We start from the raw sequence: 19,854 nt of genomic DNA on the forward strand, positions 1-19,854 counted from the left end.
TTTAAGTAGCTAGGCATAATTAAAAAATAGAACCAAAAGCTGTGGCGCTCGCGCCGCGAGCGCCACAGCTTTTAGGGTTTTATATTTAATTGCACTCAGCTACTTAAATGGATAGATTAAATGATTCAAGTAACTAGTCTGAATATTTAATTTACTGCCATACTTGGTTGGAGTTTCTCCTTGAGGCATATGCCAAGTGCCAAATATATAATCAATAATTGGCAACTGGACAGCAAAGTTTTTATTAGATATTTTCGGATTGCGATCATGATGCCAATGATGAAACTCTGGTGTCGCAATCAGCAACTTTAAAATTGGAAACTGAATACGAATATTGGCATGAATAAAAAAAGCGATCGCACTAGAAAAAATTGCATAAATTACTAAGGCTTCTGTTGAAAACCCTAACCAATAAAGGGGAATCATTTGACAAGCTTTAGTAAAAATCTGCTCGAAAGGATGCACTCGAACTGTCGCTAGCCAGTCAATATGGGTTGAGCTATGATGAATTGCGTGAAATTGCCATAACCAAGGCACAGTATGTAATAGGCGATGGGCAAAATAAAAACAAAGATCACCAATCAAGATAGAAACTACTACTTGCAAGCTAAGTGGTTGTTGAGATACAAACCTAGATAGCATCGGTATTGAACCTTGACTGAGCAAGGAAAATACTATTAAAATCTGTATCGTTCCTTTGCCAATAAAATAGCCTGAGAAATAATAACAAAGATCAGTTAGCCAACCTTCACGAAATAGATTTTGCTGATGCAAAGCTAATACTTTCTCAAGTGGAATAAATACACAAATTAGAATCAATATCCCTTTTATGACATCAGGTATTTCTAGCATTTAGTCAAGATAAATTTTAATTATTGAGATTCTTTAGCAGCTAATTTTTCAACCGATTGATTAGCGTTAATATCTTGGGCGATCGCCTCTTGCCAATTGGGAGACCAGCCTTTAGGAAACTTGCAATTATTAAAGGTTGCACCGCACCAATCTACATCCTCTAAATTTGCCATTGTAAAATCACAATTCTGCAAAACTGCATTTAAAAATCTTGCCCTAGTTAAATCTGCACCACAAAAAGAAGTCATCGCCGACCTCTTTACCTTAGCTAAATGGAGGTTAAAAGCTTTAGTTGCCAAAATAGCTGGAATAATCGTCAAAATTGCAAACAAAATCGCATAATGAATTTCTTGGTAGTATAACCAACTATAGCCTGCGGAAATTGCTGAAGATACTCCCACTGCCATCCATACCATACCCACAGTGATCGAGCCTTTTGAGTAGCCTAGATAAAATCCAAATAGCGACATCCCTAATGCACCTAGTACCATGAGAATTCCACTTATTCCAGCCAAAACGCCGCTATGAAGTGAACTTGCTAAAGCCATCAAAAAAGCCAGTCCTAAAAAGAGCATTAAAGCTTTTCCTTTAGAAATAGTGGCTGCCGTAGCAAAAGCGGCAATCCAAATAAAAGGATCTGTCAACCATGCATAGGGATTAGCCTCTGATACCCCACAACCCGCAAGGGTAAATTGGCTCAAAAACCATGATGCTAGTCCCAGAGGAATTCCCAAGACAATGTGTAAGGTGATTTGCCCGATCGCCGATTGAAATGTTTTCTCGTCTCGCCCGATCGCTGTTTCTGAGAAATCAGCACCTGTTAGCTCTGCTCCTCGAAAATCACAACCTTTTAACCTTGCACCTGTAAAGTCAGCAGTCTTATCTTCACCTTTACGAAATTCATTTTGAAATGATTGATTCTGAAAATCCCGATAACGATAATTTACATAATTACTCATGGGTAAACCTACTTATAGATTATTTTATTAACTCGGTTCCTTCAGGGCAGGTCGGCTTGCCATTGTTTAGGAAAGGCTTGGACAACTTTGTTTTTATCCCTTTTGGTGATTCACATAGAATCGCGAAAGTAGTTAACTCTTTTTTTACCGCTTGATTTGAAGCCTGAGGTGGCTTGACTGGCTGATTTAGCTTTTGGAATACTTGAGAATTTTCAGTCATAACAAATACTGCGCCAACAAAACTTTTTGCCCCGTCATTTTTGGAAATAGCATATTGATAAGTCGCCAAATCTGAACTTTCCAATTCGTACTTGTGATTAATTGTCTCCTCTTTTATCTCCGCATTCAAAGCAGAAATTGACTTTCCAAAAGTTTGATTTTCTAGCCAGATACTCTGCTGCAATCTATTCATTGTCCCAACATAGGTCTTAGCCTCGGCATTACGACTTCTTGTTGGGCTACCGCAACTTACCAAAAATGGCAGAAATAATGCCGTTACCCCAACTGCCGACCCAATAGCAATTGATCCATACAAAAATGATCTCCAAAAAGATGGTTTCTTTTTAGGTCGTTTAACTTCACTTTGAATTGCCTCATCAGTTGATTCAACTGTAGGTTCCTGCTCAACAAAACTTTCCGTATCTAGTGGCAATTGTGTCTGATGCTCATCTGGCAGGTCAATCTTAATCGTTGTGGGTTTAGATTGGACGATCATTATGATTACCTCCTGCTAGTCAATCTCTAGCTCAAATAATGCCCTGTTTTTAAAGAGAAACATGCGATCGCGATCGCATGTTTTAGTGATTATTGACTACTTTCATTATTAATGTTTGCAAAATTTATAAGTACAAATACTTAGCTCCTAGGACGAAGATCAAGTCAAATCAATCTCCCTTACAACATTTTTGAAATGACTGGATTTAGCACTGCTATTATTGTTAATTAATATATTAATTTATTGGCAACTATCTCAAAAGAGGTAGAAGTAAACCTTCTTAATACTTTTTTAAGATTTTTTGCTAAGTACATATACTTTGTAAAGTAAGCTCAAACCCTTGCTTGAAAACGGTTTGAGGTTTTTACTATTTTGTAAGAACCCAAACGTAAAGATGTGTTAAGCTAATTTCAAATCCATATAAATACTCGTAGTTAAAGCAGGATTTAAGAATATGACCATTGCAATGGGCAGGTCGCAAGAAGTCGAAAGAGGATGGTTTGACCTTCTCGACGACTGGCTAAAACGCGACAGATTTGTATTTATTGGTTGGAGTGGCTTATTGCTATTCCCCACTGCATTTTTAGCTATTGGTGGCTGGTTTACAGGTATCACCTTCGTATCATCTTGGTACACCCACGGTTTAGCTTCTAGCTTCCTCGAAGGATGCAACATCTTGACCGTAGCTGTATCTTCTCCTGCATTGAGCGTTGGTCACTCCTTACTATTCCTATGGGGACCTGAAGCACAGGGCGACTTTACTCGCTGGTGTCAGATTGGTGGTTTATGGACATTCCTCGCACTACATGGCGCATTTGCATTGATCGGCTTCATGCTCCGTCAATTTGAAATTGCTCGTCTAGTCGGTATCCGTCCTTATAATGCGATCGCCTTCTCTGGTCCTATCGCCGTATTCGTATCAGTATTCTTGATGTACCCCTTGGGTCAATCTGGCTGGTTCTTCGGTCCTACTTTCGGCGTAGCTGGCATTTTCCGCTTCATCTTGTTCCTACAAGGGTTCCACAACTGGACTCTGAATCCCTTCCACATGATGGGCGTAGCAGGTATCCTTGGTGGCGCATTACTTTGTGCTATTCACGGTGCAACCGTAGAAAACACCTTGTTTGAAGATGGCGATGGAAACACAGCCAACACCTTCAAAGCTTTCAACCCCACCCAATCAGAAGAAACCTACTCCATGGTTACTGCTAACCGCTTCTGGAGCCAAATCTTCGGTATTGCTTTCTCCAACAAGCGTTGGTTGCACTTCTTCATGCTATTCGTACCTGTAGCTGGTCTATGGTTCAGTAGCGTTGGTATCGTTGGTCTAGCATTGAACCTTCGTGCTTATGACTTCGTATCTCAAGAAGTTCGCGCCGCAGAAGATCCTGAATTTGAAACTTTCTACACCAAGAACTTGCTCTTGAACGAAGGTATTCGTGCTTGGATGGCTCCTCAAGACCAACCAGCTGAGAAATTCATTTTCCCTGAAGAAGTACTACCTCGCGGTAACGCACTGTAATCTTCTCTATCTAAAAAATTTACTCAAGTTTTGATTTGAGTAAATTTTTTAGCAACTTAGCTATCAGATATCAGAGCAGTTAGACTAGTTTTTAGATTATGATGATTCTCATCAAACCTCTAGACGTTAGCAGCTAATAAGCTGATATCTGATAGCTTAAAAATTATTTGCACTTTAAACCTATAAAAAGTTTTCTGGAGATAACCTCTCGTGACGACGACCATTAACTTAAACTCGCTAGGAGTGGGTGGGCGCACACAAGATTCATCTGGCTTTGCTTGGTGGTCTGGTAATGCGCGACTCATTAACCTTTCTGGCAAACTGCTGGGCGCTCACGTTGCTCACGCTGGTCTGATTGTATTCTGGGCTGGTGCAATGACTTTATTTGAAGTCGCGCACTTTGTTCCTGAAAAGCCAATGTATGAGCAAGGCTTTATCCTACTTCCTCACCTTGCCACCCAAGGCTGGGGTGTTGGAGCTGGTGGCGAAGTTGTGGATATTTTCCCATACTTCGTAGTTGGCGTTTTACACTTGATTTCCTCTGCTGTACTTGGCTTTGGTGGTATCTACCATGCCTTGCGTGGTCCTGAAGTTTTAGAAAATTATTCTTCTTTCTTTGGCTACGACTGGAAAGACAAGAACCAAATGACCAATATCATTGGTTATCACCTGATCGTATTGGGCTTTGGTGCACTCCTACTCGTATTCAAAGCGATGTTCTTTGGTGGACTCTATGATACATGGGCACCTGGTGGTGGCGATGTGCGTGTGATCACCAACCCTACACTGAACCCAGTTGTTATCTTCGGCTATTTGCTCAACTCCCCATTTGGTGGTGAGGGCAATATCGTTGGTGTTAATAACCTTGAAGATGTAGTTGGTGGACATATTTGGATCGGCTTAATCATGATCAGTGGCGGTATCTGGCATATCCTCACTAAGCCTTTTGGTTGGGCAAGACGTGCTCTTGTTTGGTCTGGTGAAGCATATCTCTCCTACAGCCTTGGTGCTTTGAGCTTGATGGCATTTATTGCTACTTGCTTTGTATGGTTCAACAACACTGTTTATCCTAGTGAGTTCTTTGGTCCTACTGGTGCTGAAGCTTCTCAATCCCAAGCATTTACCTACCTCGTTCGTGACCAAAAGCTTGGTGCAAACATTGCAACATCTCAAGGTCCTACAGGTCTTGGTAAATACCTCATGCGTTCTCCATCTGGCGAAATCATCTTCGGTGGTGAAACCATGCGTTTCTGGGACTTCCGTGGTCCTTGGTTAGAGCCTCTTCGTGGTCCTAGTGGTTTGGACATCGACAAACTCAAGAATGACGTTCAGCCTTGGCAAGTACGTCGCGCTGCTGAGTACATGACTCACGCTCCTTTGGGTTCCTTGAACTCAGTAGGCGGTGTTATAACTGAAATCAACGCGGTAAACTTCGTATCTCCTCGTTCTTGGTTGTCTACTTCTCACTTTGTATTGTCTTTCATGTTCTTAGTTGGTCACCTATGGCACGCTGGCCGCGCACGCGCAGCAGTTGCTGGTTTTGAAAAGGGTATCGACCGTGAGACTGAAGCTGTACTTTCGATGCCTGCGCTCGATAAATAGTTTCTAAAATTAAAAAGGGGCGCATTGCGAAACCTTTTTAAATAAAAAAAGGGGCGCATTGCGCCCCTTTTATATTTTCTAGTTACTACCAGTAAATATGACATCAGGGAATTTACCTTGAGCTTCTGTCATGGGGCGATTTTTGCCCTCTTGCTGCCAGTAATTAATTACTTCGGTTGCCTTATTTAGAATCTCGATCCGATCTTGATCGGCAATCCAAGGCTTGCTTTCCATTTCTGATTTAAGTTGATCCCAAGCATCATCACGGGGCCAGAAGAAATACTTGGTGAGAGGGCTGAAACCTTTGCCAACGACTTGATCGACGGCAAGAGCTACGTTATTCTCTAACCATAAGATTTTTAGAATAAACTGGGACAATGCTACCTACCTCCAAGAAAAGTTAAATTACATATTAAAGTAGCGATCTTGCAATATAACATGATTGAAACATCAAAAGTTGCCTCAGACGAAACAACCAGCAAAACTTTTGTATTTGATATTGATGGCGTGATTCGAGATGTGTCGGGTTCCTATCGTCGCGCCCTAGCTGATACGGTTGAATATTTTACAAATTCAGCATATCGCCCTAGTCCTGAAGAAATTGACGAATTAAAGGCTGAGGGAATTTGGAACAATGACTGGGAGGCATCTCAGGAGCTAATTAAAAGATATTTTCTGGGACTAGGCAAGGTCGCCAAGATCTATTATGACGACATTGTTGCGTTTTTTCAGAGTCGTTATCGGGGTAGTAATCCTGATTGGTCAAATGGATATATTGCGACAGAACCTTTGATTGCGACAACGGAATATTTTCAGAGTTTGACAGCATCAGGCATTGGTTGGGGATTTTTTAGTGGGGCTACTAGGGCTTCTGCTAGTTATGTTTTGAATCGTTTAGAAATTATTGATCCTGTTTTAGTGGCAATGGAGGATGCAGCAGGCAAGCCTGACCCCACAGGACTTTTACTAGCTGTAAAGCAAATTGATAGTAAAACAGAAAACCCTACAGAGTTAATTGTCTATGTCGGTGATACGGTTGCCGACATGATCACAGTGATTAAGGCAAGGGACTATAACCCAAATTATCAGTATGTTGGCGTTGGGGTCATACCACCCCATGTCACTGAGAATTTGCGCGATCGCTATGCCGCATTGCTCAAAGAAAATGGTGCAGACATTGTTTTAAATAGTGTGTTGGAACTAACGCCACAGCTTAATCTATCGCAAAGTCTTAGCTGTTGAATTAGCGTTAACATAGATCTAGCTTTACAAGCTATCACTGTGTTAAGCATTTAAAAATCAATCTTTATGTCAGAGTCTAAGCAATATTATTTTGTTGCCGCTAGCCGTAAGTATTTGTGTGAAGACGAAGGGAAACCTTTGGGTGAGACACTAGCGGAACGTCGTCGCAATTTTGAAGCTCGTAATCTAGAAGTTAACTTTTGGTTGATCGAGCAACCTGCTTTTTTGGAAGCTCCTGAGCTAGCAAGTGTCAAAAAGCAAATTCCTCAACCTGCGGCAGCAATTGTGACCACCGATCCCAACACGATGCGTTGGCTAAAGCTGAGACTTGAGTTTGTGGCAACGGGTGAATTCACTGCTCCTAGTGCCTCCATCCCCAATCCTTTAGCATCTTTAGCGATCGCCTAAATAGTAACTAACAGAAAAGCCGCCCTAGGGCGGCTTTTCTATTGAGGATATGTGCTAAGGTGTGACCTTGAAATTGACGATTATCTCCAATATTGTGTCTAGCCTTTTTCGCAGAGATCCTTTGATTAGCTTGCCTTCCCCACATGGGTATGCCAATTTTGGTTTTAAGGCGATCGCTGCAAATGGTCAGAGTTACAAATATGGCGATCGCAATTTATATACTGTCATTCCTAAATCTAAGCCGCAAAATGTAGAAACAAAGCCTTTAGGTTATAGGTTTGAGCTAATTCAGAGCTTCTCCATTCAAAAAGCAGGAAATGCGATCGCTGAATGTGAAGATATTTGGCATTATGCTAAAGGCGATCAGCAAATTTCTATCGCCCTGTCCGATGGCGCAACGGAATCTTCCTTTGCGAAGGAATGGGCAAAAGAATTAGTAACTGCTTTTGTGAATCGTGATCATGCCTTTATGGAGGAACCGAATCTCCAAAGTTGGCTCCAACCTATACAACAAACTTGGCAACAATGGCTAGTCAATCAAAATTTGACTTGGTTTGCCAAACGCAAAGCAGGCGCAGGAGCTTTCGCGACTTTTTTGGGTTTAGAAATTTTGCCAGATTTGAGTTGGCAGGCTTTAGCAACTGGGGATTCTTGCTTATTTATAGTCCGCAATCAGCAAGCAAACCTCTATTTCCCAATCCAAAACAGCCATGAATTTAATCATCGACCAAGATTAATTGGCACATATACTGAAGTTGCAAATATTCAGATGCATCAAGCTCATGGGGTTGCGGAATTAGGAGATCGCTTTTATTTGACTACCGATGCGATCGCCTGTTGGATTTTCAAGCAACTAGAAGCGAGTCAAGATCCTTGGGTAAAATTAGGTGAGCTTAGATCTCAAGATCATTTTGCTCAATGGGTGAATGAATTGCGCGATCGCCATGAGATCGCTAATGACGATACAACTTTGCTATGCCTAGAAATTTGTCGTGAGTCATGACCGATATCCAAACTTGGCCGTTAAATATTGACTTCACGATCGCGGTACAAAATCCGCAGCTTTGCTTTGCAGATCCTGACCTCAAGCAAGCTAGTACATCCAAGAATTCACGGGGTAGAGTTTTACTATGGTCAGGTAATTTTGCCACGGTTTATAAGCTTACAAAGGGCGATCGCTCTTGGGCAGTGCGATGCTTTACGCGCATACCTCAAACCGATGTACAGGAACGCTATCAGTTAATTAGTGAATATCTCAGTCAACATCAGATTCCCTATTTAGTAGATTTTGAATTTTTGGCGCAGGGAATTTTGGTGAAAGGTCAATGGTATCCAATTCTAAAAATGGATTGGGTCGAGGGAACAGAGCTAGATCGCTATATTGGCGAATATATTGACGATTCACAGGTATTACTGCGTTTAGAGCGCCAGTTGCAACAACTCCAAAAAGATTTGCAACGGGTAGGCATTGCTCACGGTGACTTACAACATGGCAATATCATGGTGGACGATCATGGGGAATTGAAACTCGTTGACTATGACGGCATGTATGTGCCTGCATTGCGGGGTTCACCGCCCCTTGAGGTAGGACATCCTAACTATCAGCCACCCAAGCGCTCAACTAAAGATTTTGGCGATCGCCTTGATGAATTTTCCTTTGCAGTAATTTCCCTATCACTGCGTGCTTTAGCCACAGAGCCTCATTTGTGGGCAACCTTTCACGAAGACAATAAAAATTTAATTTTTCGGCAAAATGACTTTCAAGAGCCTGATGCCTCACCTGTATTTCAGGCGATCGCCAATATTCCCGATGATGAGACTCGCGAACTATGCGATCGCTTGATCCGTCAATGTCATGGCAAAGAGCATGAAGCCAAGCAAGATCTCCAAGATTCAAAATCTCTTTTCAAGCTTCTACCTAATAGAGCCTTACTATGGGGAGTATTAGGCATCATCGTCTCATTAGCTACTGTTGGCGGTATTTTGCTACTGTTCTCCAAGAATAAAACTCCAGACCTAATTAGCAAAACTCCTGAGCTAAAACCGACAAGTTTCCCCACCAGTCCGCTACAACCAACTAGTTCACCCACTACTGTTCTAGACAAGCCTGTTAAGTTAACTCCGATTACTGTGTCTGCTTTACTAGAGCAATATGCCAAGGGGCGGCGTGATTTCTCCTATGTGCAGTTGACGGGGACTCAAGGCGATCGCCTACAAGGTCAAGATTTACGCAATATCAATCTCAGTAACTCCATCCTAGAAGGAGGGAACCTACGACAATTAATCCTCAAAAATGCCAACTTAAACGGCATTAAGTTAATCAAAGTCGATCTCCGAGGAGCAGATCTGAGTAATGCAAGCCTAATTGATGCAAACTTGGCACTATCTAATCTATCAGATGCAGATCTTACGCAATCTAGCTTATTACGGACAAATTTAGCCCAGTCAAAGCTTGGCTCAGCAATATTCCAAAAAGCTGAATTAATGAAAAGTAATCTCAGTGAAGCTGATCTCAACTCAGCCAATCTGAGTGGCGCAAATTTAGCACTTGCCAATCTGAGGAAAACTAATCTAACTAAGGCAAATCTGCGTGAGAGTAACTTATCCGCAGCAAATCTCAGTGAGGCAATTCTCGAAAATGCTGATTTAACCGCCGCCGATTTGCGATCGGCGGAACTCCACCAAACGATTTTTACCAATGCCAATCTTAGTGCTGCCAACCTCACCGCCGCAAATCTTGTCTTAGTTGATTTGTCAGGGGCAAATCTGAATGGGGCAAATTTTCGGAATGCGATCGTGGAGAATATTGGCACTATTGAATCCGCCGATTTTACAAACGTTATCAATCTTGCCAGTAATGTTCGTAAATATTTCTGCTCATCGGCTTCTGGCAATATCACTGAGACGGGCTTAACTACAAAATCAACTCTTAACTGTTTGCCATAGTTTATAGATAGTGATGCTTCTCTATTTAGATTTATGAGAACTAATTTTTTGTGGTGTTGCTTCGCCACACCACAAAAAATTAGTTTCTTAGTTCACTGTGCAGCGCTTAAACTGCATTAAATTCGGATCGATATCTTACGGTTCCACTACAGCCATCTAATACGCCATCTTGCAGTTCTAAAACCATAAATACATCATCTGGAACTGAATATTCGCATTTTAGTCCCTTTCTTTTTGACGAGATAAAGCCAAAACGTGAATAGAATTCGGGATATCCCAACACCACAATAACTTTGTATCCTAAATGAGCACATTGCACTAAACCATGCCGAATCAATAGTGAGCCAATTCCCTGTCGTTGATATTGAGGCAATACGGCTAATGGGGCTAGTCCAAGCATCCTTAAATTATCAGGATATGATCCTTCAACGATAACTGGACTAAATAAAATATGACCCACAATTTGCTGAGACTCTGTAGCTACAAAGGAAAAAGTATCTGCAATGCCACGCAATTGATTAACTAAATGTGCTTCATTTGCACGCCCAAATGCTGCGGTATTAACTACCTGAATAGCATTTAAATCTTCTGGCTGCTCAGCTCGAATTTCCATAGCCAATAGTTAACAGCGATCGCTTGTTATATTTTCTAAGAGATATCAAAAGGTAATCTCATACAACCTTATGTTTTTATGCTGGCAATAGCTATACGTTGTCTCAGATAAAGAGTAAAATCGGATTAATTGGCAAAAATCGTCAAAACTAACCATCAAAAATATCAACTCTTAGCAATTTACTGCTAGTCTGAAAAGCGCGAAAAGAGTATTACCGCAATGATCGAAGAAGAAAACATATCCACCTCCGATGATCTCTCGGATGATCTCATCGATGAAGATGATGATGTTCTTGAGTCAAGGTTACAACAACTTGCAACTGAAGAATTGAATCAACTATCAAACAATGAAGAGCCAAAAGCAGAAAGTTCACAGACTCCTGCCACAAGTGAGGCTAAGCCTGCTGAAGCTAGTAAAGCTAGCGCTGCTGCTGCTGCAACCCTTGAGAAAATCAACGGTTTGATCGCAGAGTCCACTGCCCTTAAAGAGCAGCTAGACGAGCGCAAGCAACAGTACTTGCGTCTATATGCCGACTTCGAGAATTTTCGCAAACGCACCGAGCGCGATAAAGAAGAGCAGGAAGGCACAATTACATCAAAGATCCTCAAAAAAATCTTGCCTGTAGTTGATGACTTTGAACGGGCACAGTTACAGATTTCGCCAAAAAATGATGGTGAAGCTGCTATTCACAAAAGTTATCAGTCGGTATATAAGCAATTACTAAAATGCCTTAAGGAAACAGGTGTAGCCAGAATGGAGGCAGTCGGTCAAGATTTTGATCCTAACTTCCATGAAGCCATTATGCAGGAACCTTCGGCGGAATACGATGAGGGCATTATCACCGAAGAACTACGCCCAGGATACTTAGTCAGCGACGATCGCGTTTTACGCCATGCCCTAGTTAAAGTATCTTCAGGTAAACTTGACGGTGCTGATAGTGCGGCTGAGAATGGCGCAGAAAATTCGCAAAACAATGACTCTGGCGCATCTAATTAAACTGCCTTAATTAATAAACCATTCAAGATGCGATCGCAATTGCATCTTGAATCGCATTCTTAGGGTACATTATTCAGAAAATCACTAAGCTAAACTTTTAGAAAAGCTTTTCACGGAACTGGCGATTATGTCGAAAGTAATTGGGATTGACCTTGGGACGACAAACAGTTGTGTTTCAGTGTTAGAAGGTGGCAAACCTGTTGTCATCTCTAGTGCAGAAGGAGGACGTACCACACCGAGTATTGTCGCCTTTGTCAAGGATAGCAATGAGCGGATTGTTGGTCAGGTTGCTAAGCGCCAATCCGTTACGAACTCTGTGAATACGGTTTATAGTATCAAGCGTTTTATTGGTCGCGGCTGGGCAGAGACTGAAGACGAACGTCGTCGTGTTCCTTATACTGCCGTTAAGGGTAAAGATGACACCGTTGATGTGCAGATCGGCGATAGAACCTATACGCCCCAAGAAATTTCCGCAATGATATTGCAAAAGCTTAAACAAGATGCGGAAAATTATCTAGGCGAAGAAGTGACTCAAGCGGTTATTACCGTACCTGCTTACTTTACAGATACACAACGCCAAGCGACTAAAGATGCTGGGGCTATTTCGGGAATGGAGGTCTTGCGAATTGTCAATGAGCCAACGGCGGCGGCGCTTGCCTATGGATTGGACAAGCAGGATCAAGATCAGATTGTTTTAGTGTTTGACCTTGGCGGCGGTACATTCGATGTGTCCGTACTGCAACTAGGGGACGGCATTTTTGAAGTTAAGGCAACTTCAGGGAATAATCACCTTGGGGGGGATGACTTTGACGCAGCGATCGTCGATTGGCTGATTGCTGACTTTAAGGAAAAAGAAGGTATTGATTTATCAACGGATAAGACGGCGATTCAGAGACTTAAAGAAGCTGCCGAAAAAGCTAAAATTGAGCTATCTAGCGCTCCTTCCACTTTAATTAGCTTGCCCTTCATTGCGGCTAATGAGACAGGACCTAAGACCATTGAGCTAGATTTTACCCGTTCTAAGTTTGACGAGATTACCGCACACCTAGTAAAAGCAACCCTTGAGCCAACCGCCCAAGCGCTAAAAGATGCAGGGTTACTGCCAAAGGAAATTAATCGCATTATTTTAGTTGGTGGCTCAACCCGAATTCCTTCAGTTCAGGATGCCATTTCTAAGTTTTTTGACGGCAAAAAGCCCGATCAATCGGTTAATCCCGATGAAGCTGTAGCGATCGGTGCAGCTGTGCAAGCAGGGATTCTCGGTGGTGAGGTTAAGGATCTCTTACTACTTGATGTTATTCCCCTATCCATTGGGCTAGAAACTCAAGGTGGCGTATTTACGAAAAATTTAGAACGCAACACTACAATCCCTACCAGCAAGTCACAGATTTTCTCCACTGCCGTTGACAACCAATCGGCTGTAGAAATCCATGTCCTACAGGGTGAACGGGCAATGGCAAAGGACAATAAGAGCCTTGGCAAATTTGAGCTAGAGGGTATACGGCCTGCTCCGCGAGGCATTCCTCAGATCGAGGTGTCCTTTGATATTGATGCTAACGGCATTCTCAAAGTTTCAGCCCGTGATGTGGATACTGGAGTTGAACAAAGTATCAGTATTACGAATACGGGTGGCTTAAGTCCTAGCGAAATTGAAAGAATGCGGATGGAAGCCGAGGTCTATGCTGATGAAGACTCTGCTCGTCGCGAACTTGCCAACATGCGGAACCAAGCATCTAATCTGATTCGCACCGTTGAAGAAATCCTGAAAGATAATGGTCCTACAGTAATCAGTCAGAGTATGCGTGAGACCCCTCTCAAAAACATGGAAATACTCAAGAATTTGTATGAATCTGAAGAAGCTACTTACGAAGATTTACAAATTGCCATCAAGCCATTGCAACAGTCCTTGTTTGAACTAACTCAAGCCGTAGAAAAATACTCTCAAGTTGAGCGTGTCAAGCAAAAGTCTAGCGATGCTTTAGAATAATCAAAAGGGGCAAATTGCCCCTTTTTTATGCTTTGGCTTTTATGTTTTGGCTTTCATACGATACTTTTCTCTGAAGTCCAAAGCGCTGTATGATTACAGAGTTATAGTTGTATTTTTGGTTACAGTTGTCCCCTACTAGTATTGACTAAGTATTGGCAACTGAAAGCCTATACTGTGAACCGTGAGCCGCTATGTCACTGTTTGATTGGTTTGCTGAAACACGCTCTCGTGCTAGTGAAGCATATCGCCGCAAAACCCCTAATTTAAATCAAGACTCTCAAGAACGCGAAATTCCTGATGGTTTGTGGCACAAATGTTCGAGTTGTGGCGCTTTGACCTATGTCAAGGACTTGAAAACTAATTTGATGGTTTGTCCTGAATGTGGTCATCATAATCAAGTTAATGCCTATGAGCGCATAGCCCAACTAATCGACGCAGGCACATGGGAAGAGATGGATGCAGATTTAACTTCCTGCGATCCTCTAGGTTTTAAAGATCGCAAGCCCTATATCGATCGCATCAAAGAATATCGGCAAAAAACAGGCTTAAGTGATGGGGTGATCACGGGTACTGGCAAGATCGATGGTTGTGACGCAGCTCTTGCAGTAATGGATTTCCGCTTTATGGGCGGCAGCATGGGATCTGTCGTCGGGGAAAAGATCACCCGTATGCTCGAAACTGCGACAGCGAAGCGTTATCCTGCTTTGATTTTCTGTGCGTCAGGTGGGGCGCGGATGCAGGAAGGAATTTTGAGCTTAATGCAAATGGCAAAGACTTCGGCGGCTCTTGAGCGCCATCGTCAAGCAAATCTTTTATATATTCCCATTTTGACAAATCCGACAACGGGCGGCGTAACCGCAAGCTTTGCGATGCTTGGGGATTTGATTTTAGCTGAGCCGAAGGCATTAATTGGTTTCACAGGTCGTCGCGTCATTGAGCAAACCCTGAAGCAAAAAATTCCCGAAGGTTTTCAATCAGCGGAATATTTGCTCGATCACGGTTTTGTGGATGCAGTTGTACCAAGAACTAAGCTGAAGCAAAGTCTTGCCATGATTTTAAAAATGCACCAACCTCAAGCCGATATTGCCAGTGATCGCCATCTTAATGGTGCTGTTAAGTCGGGAATTGATATTGCGTCCGAGACAAGCTTAGCTTCTGAGGTTTAGCTCTATCAATTAACTTCACAACCCCAAGAAGTGCGGACGGATTTAAAATGGGGTGGAGCAGGACAAGAGAACGAGTAACTGCACCAAGTGAGCCTTTGAGGCGCATCTTGATCGATTTCAAGATTCATGGCAAGGCGTGGAGCCTCGATCGCTAGTTTAATAGCATTTTCTGGCTCACAAATTCCCCACTCGATCAGATTATTGACTGCGTTGATTAAGGGCAGCGTCGTACCTGAAAGCGTGCCATCGGGTAATCTCGCTGTGCCGTTTTGAATTGTAATTTGGCGATCGTCCCAAGGATAAGTGCCATCGGGCAAACCAAGGGGTGCAAGGGCATCACTGACCAGAAAAATTTGTTTTTTCATTCGATAGAGCAGTTTGATCGTTTCAGGCGACACATGAATGCCATCGGCGATTAATCCGCACCAAACCCGATCGCTTAATATTGCTTCACCCAATAGCCCCACATCGCGATGATGCAAACTGGGCATCGCATTAAAGGCATGGGTGACCATCGTTGCGCCTTGGGCGATCGCCATTCGCGTTTGTTCTGCATTTGCCGTAGAGTGACCAAGACTAACGATAATTTGGCGATCGCGTAAATATTGAATCGTTTCCCCTGATGGATCAAGTTCGGGTGCAAGAGTAACTAGTTTAATAATGTCGGTGTAATCACCTAATACCTGCCGTAATGTATCGAGATTAAGCGGTAATAGATGTTGTTGCGGATGTGCGCCCCGCTTATCGGGATGCAGAAAAGGTCCTTCGAGATGGACTCCTAAAATTTTGGCTTCATGAGGATCGGGATTTTGCTTTTGATGGGCAATCGCTTTAGCTAGGAAAAATAGCGATCGATGGAACTGCTCAATAGAGGCTGTAACGAGAGTAGGCAAAAATCCATCTAGTCCCTGTTGATAGAGAAATCGACAAATCTCAGGTAACTTAGCAGCGCGATCGTCATTTAAATCGTTAAAAGGAATTCCTAATGCTCCATTAATTTGGAGGTCAATTGCACCTTGAGTAGAACAGATGATTTCACGTAAACCTGTCATGATTTCTCGCGATCGCTAATTATTTTCATCGAACTAAGAGAGTGCACCCCAAAGGAGTACACTCTCTTAGAATTGCTATAGGTTGAGCTATGATGATCTTAGATATCACTCCAACCTACCTAATTCTAAGCTTATGACAGTTCAATTGCTTACGCAAAACCAGAATAAGTTGGCGAATAAGTTCCTCTTGACGACCCAGCAATATCACCTTATGCACGAAGCTGGTGTTTTCCAAGAGGGCGATCGCATTGAGCTAATTAACGGAGAAATTCAAACTCTGTCCCCAATTGGCAGAAAACACGCTACCTGTGTTGCTCGACTGAATGCAATATTTACTAATCGTCTTTTTGGCAAGGCTATCATCTGGCCGCAAAACTCAATTCGCCTAAATGATAACTCTGAGCCACAACCAGATATTGCCATCTTGAAATTTCGTGAAGATTTCTATGCTGATGGATTGCCAACTCCAGAGGATATTTTATTAATCATCGAGGTTGCTGATAGTTCCGTTGATTATGATCGCGAAGTAAAATCTCCTCTGTATGCGTCGGCGGGGATTCCTGAAATGTGGTTATTTGATGTGAATAAAAAAGCGATCGAGGGATATTCGCAACCATCGGCAAATGGATATAAGTTAATCAGACGTTACGATGAGAATGACACTCTATCAATTTTTGCTTTTCCCGATGTGACTTTTAATTGGAATGAAATGTTTTAAGGTATAGTTAGAAGTTTTTTTAGAGAAGATTCTGACAACCATTTTCTGGAACTAAAATTTCATGAGCCTTTGATTTTATCCTGAAAATATTCGTATATTTCCAATAAAAATTTAAAATATTTGTTCTTAAACTGAGGTTCTATATCAGCCTCTATATTCTCATTATATGAATAAGGACTGCATTCATCAGAATTGAAATTATATTCATTGTAAGTTTCCGCACGAATACAGAAGCTCGTAAACTCTCGTAAATTATGAATTGGTGCAAGCGACATAGGCGAAAGAACACCATTATCAGAAGAAAATTTTAACTGTGGAATTATTTTTCCATTGTATGATCTCGAAGATAGTAATCGTCCAGCGTGGAGATATTTAGAACGGTCATTATATAACGCCTTAATCAGGCTAGCAATGTTAGTTCCATTATGACGTTCCATAAATTCTACAACGCGAGATGATATGCGATGCTGTGGTTGACTACAAGTAGGACAATTCGATGGAGGGGAGACATTGATTAAAGAAAGGACTTCAACTGATGAAATGTAAAGAACCATTGCTATTTCAGATATAGATTCTGTTTGCGAATAAAAATAATATCGCTCTTGGAAAGAACGCGCTGAGTGAAAGTGATGGCAAGCATCTAAAATTAATTGTTTATTCTTATTTATATTGCTTTGAACTATATCTTCAATAAGTTTTAAGCAGTGGTCAGGTAACATAAGCTTATTTTCTACGATTGGATATCCATCAAGCCAATCATGATTAAGTATTGATTTTCTTGGTTGAGGATAGTTAAGTAAGGTCACACATTTTCTAGGCTTGCCTATGTCAAAGAAAAGATTTGTGAATGCTGATAGTACATCCAAAATAGGGCGTGCATAGAGCATAAACTGATGATTTGCATCAGCATCATCGAAAGCTTGAATTTTAATTTGTAAATCAGTCTTATGGAGATTTTGAGAAAGAAAGGAGAATATGTTGGTCTTTTGTGCATCATGTGTAAGGAGAGAGAATACTTCTAAGCTTTGGCAACTCTAGAATTGAAAACCGTAAGGAACAATTATCTCGGCAGAAACATAAAGCTCATATTCAGAAGCATTCTCAGCGACTCTTACACAATGTTTTGAAATTTATCCACAGGAAATTCTGTTTTATCAAAAACATCCTCAAAAACAAGGCACTGGTCAGTAAATTAGTGGCATGAGAAAATAGAAGCAGAGCCAAGGAGAAAGCCATGGAATGCCCCCACTGCCAAAGCCAAAAGACAATCAAAAACGGCAAACATCACCACCAAGACGGAAAAGTTGTTCAGAATTATTTATGTAAAGGATGCGGCAAGAGATTCAGTGAAAGGACAGGAACGCCAATGTCAAGGCTGAGAACACCAGCAAGTGTAGTGTCCTTAGCGATGAAGATGAGGAGTGAAGGGATGGGAATCAGAGCTAGTGGGAGAGTACTGGAAAAATCCCATGTCAGCATCATGAGATGGGAGCAAAAATTAGCAGTCCAATCCCAACAATGGAGTCCATCCGCCCCAACAGGAGGAGATGTCACAATCGAGGGCGATGAAGTTTATACTCACGTAGGCGAGAACCTTTCCCCCCAGTGAGTCAAAAGGCTGGACAGTGACATTCATTGAGCGTAAGAGTCGCTATTGGATTGAAGCAAGAGCAGGACTCAAAAATACTGAACTATTTGCTAAAGCCACAGAAACAGCATGGCAATGGGCAAAAATGAGTCAATACATCCGATGGTTTACTGATGGCGAAAGACGCTATGCTCAGCAACTGTGGCAAAGGGCAAGTGTGCACCTCAAATCCACCGAAGTAAGCCGTGAGTATGGACATCGCAAGGTATGGCGACATGGCTTAGAAGTTGCGATCAAAATCAAGGGTTCACAGGGAAATCGTCGGGTCGAATGGCTCAAACCTGAGCATCCCTATACGGCTATTAGCGACAAGTGTGACATTCATGCCAATCACAATGAAGCTAACAACAGTGCTTTGAGAAGGAGATGTAGTGCTTATCGTCGCAGACAGAACCTGTATGCGAAAAATACCAAAGGATTACAACGAGCAGTCACTGTGCAAAGACTAGTTCACAACTGGGTGAGACCTCATGTGGGCTTGGGTAAGAATAAGACTCCTGCTATGGCGATCGGACTTTTTTATCGTCCCGTTTCTATGCTGGAATTATTATCCTCTAGGGGATTTCATTGTCTCACTAATTAACTCACCAGTGCCAAAAACAACACTTTCAATAATTCCTTTTCTTTTATACATAATCCCAATATGGATCGTAAAAGAAAGAGCAATGTCTGCGTAACCAAAATAGATTACACGACGAGATCCGTCTTTCCTTGGACTATATTGCCACGCCAACTTCCCAAATTCTAAGCGTAATGTAGCCCAAAGCGCACGAAGAAATCGATTACTACATGATTCATCAACAGGCTTGTTTTTTAGGGGTATTGCAATACTTTTCATTGAATAAGTAGTAATGGATAATTTATTAAAGCAAATAGAAATCTAGTATCAAGTAAAATAGTTATATTTTCTTATTTGAATGAATACTCCAACCACGAATTGGATTAACTTCATTTGCTAAAATCTCTTCATCTCTCTCTGAAATATCCTTTTCATTGGAAGCACCCAAACCTGCAATTGACAGTAAAAAACTGTTGTAAGGCAGATCTACTGTTGTCTCAACAGTCTTATAGCGAAGATAGCCGATAAAAGTGACAAGCTCAGGGAAAGAATCCTCTGGCAAGTTATCAATTAACTCAATAATCTGCTGTCGCGTTGGAGTTAGAGTATTCATAAGCAAATATGAAAGATACTCATCATATTTTAGCTACAAGATTAGGCGATCGCAATTTTGGCTAGCTGATTTCATAAAAAGGCGATCGCTTTGAGCTTTTAGAAAACTCATAGCGATCGCCTCTTAGTTTATAGATTTTGCTAATTTACTGACGAGAAATCAAGCAAATATTGATTACACAACTGCTTGGTTCGCATATTACTGTAGAGCACGCTTAGAAATGCTTATGCTTGAGATCAGTACTATTAAAAACATC

The 19,854-nt window shown here is 41.8% G+C and carries 19 protein-coding genes; 11 read left to right on the forward strand and 8 right to left on the reverse strand.

Annotated elements, in window-relative coordinates; translation table 11 throughout:
* Window positions 1–99 precede the first annotated feature (99 nt).
* From NMG48_RS06405 to NMG48_RS06415, 3 genes are read right to left on the reverse strand one after another with little or no spacing between them, the layout of a single operon-like run.
* Window positions 100–852, reverse strand: coding sequence for a sterol desaturase family protein (locus NMG48_RS06405; RefSeq protein WP_271254471.1), 753 nt, complete (start codon window positions 850–852; stop codon window positions 100–102).
* A 20-nt stretch (window positions 853–872) separates the two neighbouring features.
* A complete protein-coding gene (locus tag NMG48_RS06410; RefSeq protein ID WP_271254472.1) occupies window positions 873–1,811 on the reverse strand; it encodes a pentapeptide repeat-containing protein in 939 nt (312 codons plus the stop codon).
* 19 nt (window positions 1,812–1,830) lie between these two features.
* On the reverse strand, window positions 1,831–2,526 hold the full coding sequence (locus NMG48_RS06415) for a type IV pilin-like G/H family protein (protein ID WP_271254473.1): 696 nt from the start codon (window positions 2,524–2,526) through the stop codon (window positions 1,831–1,833).
* Between the two features lie 454 nt (window positions 2,527–2,980).
* On the opposite strand from NMG48_RS06415, the gene psbD reads away from it, so the two are divergent.
* Together psbD and psbC are read left to right on the forward strand one after the other, a co-directional pair.
* Complete coding sequence (gene psbD, locus NMG48_RS06420) at window positions 2,981–4,048, forward strand: photosystem II D2 protein (photosystem q(a) protein) (protein WP_126389142.1); 1,068 nt, start codon at window positions 2,981–2,983, stop codon at window positions 4,046–4,048.
* A 210-nt stretch (window positions 4,049–4,258) separates the two neighbouring features.
* Window positions 4,259–5,650, forward strand: a complete 1,392-nt coding sequence (gene psbC, locus NMG48_RS06425; protein ID WP_126389144.1) for a photosystem II reaction center protein CP43 — start codon at window positions 4,259–4,261, stop codon at window positions 5,648–5,650.
* A 78-nt stretch (window positions 5,651–5,728) separates the two neighbouring features.
* On the opposite strand, the gene NMG48_RS06430 is transcribed toward psbC, so the two are convergent.
* Window positions 5,729–6,028: a 30S ribosomal protein PSRP-3 gene (locus NMG48_RS06430; protein WP_009627931.1), complete on the reverse strand. Its 300-nt coding sequence runs from the start codon at window positions 6,026–6,028 to the stop codon at window positions 5,729–5,731.
* Between the two features lie 60 nt (window positions 6,029–6,088).
* Between NMG48_RS06430 and NMG48_RS06435 the strand changes: the two genes are divergently transcribed.
* From NMG48_RS06435 to NMG48_RS06450, 4 genes are all read left to right on the forward strand, one after another.
* A complete protein-coding gene (locus NMG48_RS06435) occupies window positions 6,089–6,892 on the forward strand; it encodes a TIGR01548 family HAD-type hydrolase (RefSeq protein WP_271254474.1) in 804 nt (267 codons plus the stop codon).
* A 66-nt stretch (window positions 6,893–6,958) separates the two neighbouring features.
* Window positions 6,959–7,300 carry an MgPME-cyclase complex family protein gene (locus tag NMG48_RS06440; protein ID WP_169363046.1) on the forward strand — a complete coding sequence of 114 codons (342 nt, stop codon included), beginning with the start codon at window positions 6,959–6,961 and terminating at the stop codon, window positions 7,298–7,300.
* 61 nt (window positions 7,301–7,361) lie between these two features.
* Window positions 7,362–8,303 (forward strand): protein phosphatase 2C domain-containing protein, encoded by a 942-nt coding sequence (locus NMG48_RS06445; protein ID WP_271254475.1) that lies wholly within the window; start codon window positions 7,362–7,364, stop codon window positions 8,301–8,303.
* On the forward strand, window positions 8,300–10,246 hold the full coding sequence (locus NMG48_RS06450; RefSeq protein WP_271254476.1) for a pentapeptide repeat-containing protein: 1,947 nt from the start codon (window positions 8,300–8,302) through the stop codon (window positions 10,244–10,246). Before NMG48_RS06445 ends, NMG48_RS06450 begins: the two co-directional genes overlap by 4 nt.
* Window positions 10,247–10,352: 106 nt before the next feature.
* Here NMG48_RS06450 and NMG48_RS06455 read toward each other — a convergent pair whose 3' ends face one another.
* A complete protein-coding gene (locus tag NMG48_RS06455; RefSeq protein ID WP_271254477.1) occupies window positions 10,353–10,859 on the reverse strand; it encodes a GNAT family N-acetyltransferase in 507 nt (168 codons plus the stop codon).
* Window positions 10,860–11,078: 219 nt separating this feature from the next.
* Between NMG48_RS06455 and grpE the strand changes: the two genes are divergently transcribed.
* The 3 genes from grpE (at window position 11,079) to accD (ending at window position 15,008) form a co-directional block, all read left to right on the forward strand.
* Entirely contained in the window at window positions 11,079–11,855 is a 777-nt protein-coding gene (gene grpE, locus NMG48_RS06460; protein WP_271254478.1) for a nucleotide exchange factor GrpE, read from the forward strand.
* Window positions 11,856–11,982: 127 nt separating this feature from the next.
* Complete coding sequence (gene dnaK / locus NMG48_RS06465; RefSeq protein ID WP_271254479.1) at window positions 11,983–13,842, forward strand: molecular chaperone DnaK; 1,860 nt, start codon at window positions 11,983–11,985, stop codon at window positions 13,840–13,842.
* Between the two features lie 191 nt (window positions 13,843–14,033).
* Window positions 14,034–15,008 carry an acetyl-CoA carboxylase, carboxyltransferase subunit beta gene (accD, locus tag NMG48_RS06470; RefSeq protein ID WP_271254480.1) on the forward strand — a complete coding sequence of 325 codons (975 nt, stop codon included), beginning with the start codon at window positions 14,034–14,036 and terminating at the stop codon, window positions 15,006–15,008.
* Window positions 15,009–15,013: 5 nt separating this feature from the next.
* Here the strand turns inward: accD and nagA are convergent, their stop codons facing one another.
* Complete coding sequence (nagA, locus tag NMG48_RS06475; RefSeq protein WP_271254481.1) at window positions 15,014–16,060, reverse strand: N-acetylglucosamine-6-phosphate deacetylase; 1,047 nt, start codon at window positions 16,058–16,060, stop codon at window positions 15,014–15,016.
* Between the two features lie 133 nt (window positions 16,061–16,193).
* Here nagA and NMG48_RS06480 point away from each other — a divergent pair, with 133 nt between their 5' ends.
* Window positions 16,194–16,778, forward strand: a complete 585-nt coding sequence (locus NMG48_RS06480; protein WP_271254482.1) for a Uma2 family endonuclease — start codon at window positions 16,194–16,196, stop codon at window positions 16,776–16,778.
* A gap of 59 nt (window positions 16,779–16,837) precedes the next feature.
* On the opposite strand, the gene NMG48_RS06485 is transcribed toward NMG48_RS06480, so the two are convergent.
* Entirely contained in the window at window positions 16,838–17,665 is an 828-nt protein-coding gene (locus tag NMG48_RS06485; protein ID WP_271254483.1) for a hypothetical protein, read from the reverse strand.
* Window positions 17,666–18,012: 347 nt separating this feature from the next.
* On the opposite strand from NMG48_RS06485, the gene NMG48_RS06490 reads away from it, so the two are divergent.
* Window positions 18,013–19,009, forward strand: a protein-coding gene (locus NMG48_RS06490) for an IS1/IS1595 family N-terminal zinc-binding domain-containing protein (RefSeq protein WP_271254484.1) whose coding sequence is annotated in 2 segments — window positions 18,013–18,375 and window positions 18,377–19,009 — 996 coding nt in all. The coding sequence is not laid out codon by codon here.
* Window positions 19,010–19,325: 316 nt separating this feature from the next.
* Here the strand turns inward: NMG48_RS06490 and NMG48_RS06495 are convergent.
* On the reverse strand, window positions 19,326–19,598 hold the full coding sequence (locus NMG48_RS06495; RefSeq protein ID WP_271254485.1) for a hypothetical protein: 273 nt from the start codon (window positions 19,596–19,598) through the stop codon (window positions 19,326–19,328).
* Window positions 19,599–19,854: the final 256 nt, after the last annotated feature.

It is taken from the genome of Pseudanabaena sp. Chao 1811 (assembly GCF_027942295.1).
Taxonomy (GTDB): Bacteria; Cyanobacteriota; Cyanobacteriia; order Pseudanabaenales; family Pseudanabaenaceae; genus Pseudanabaena.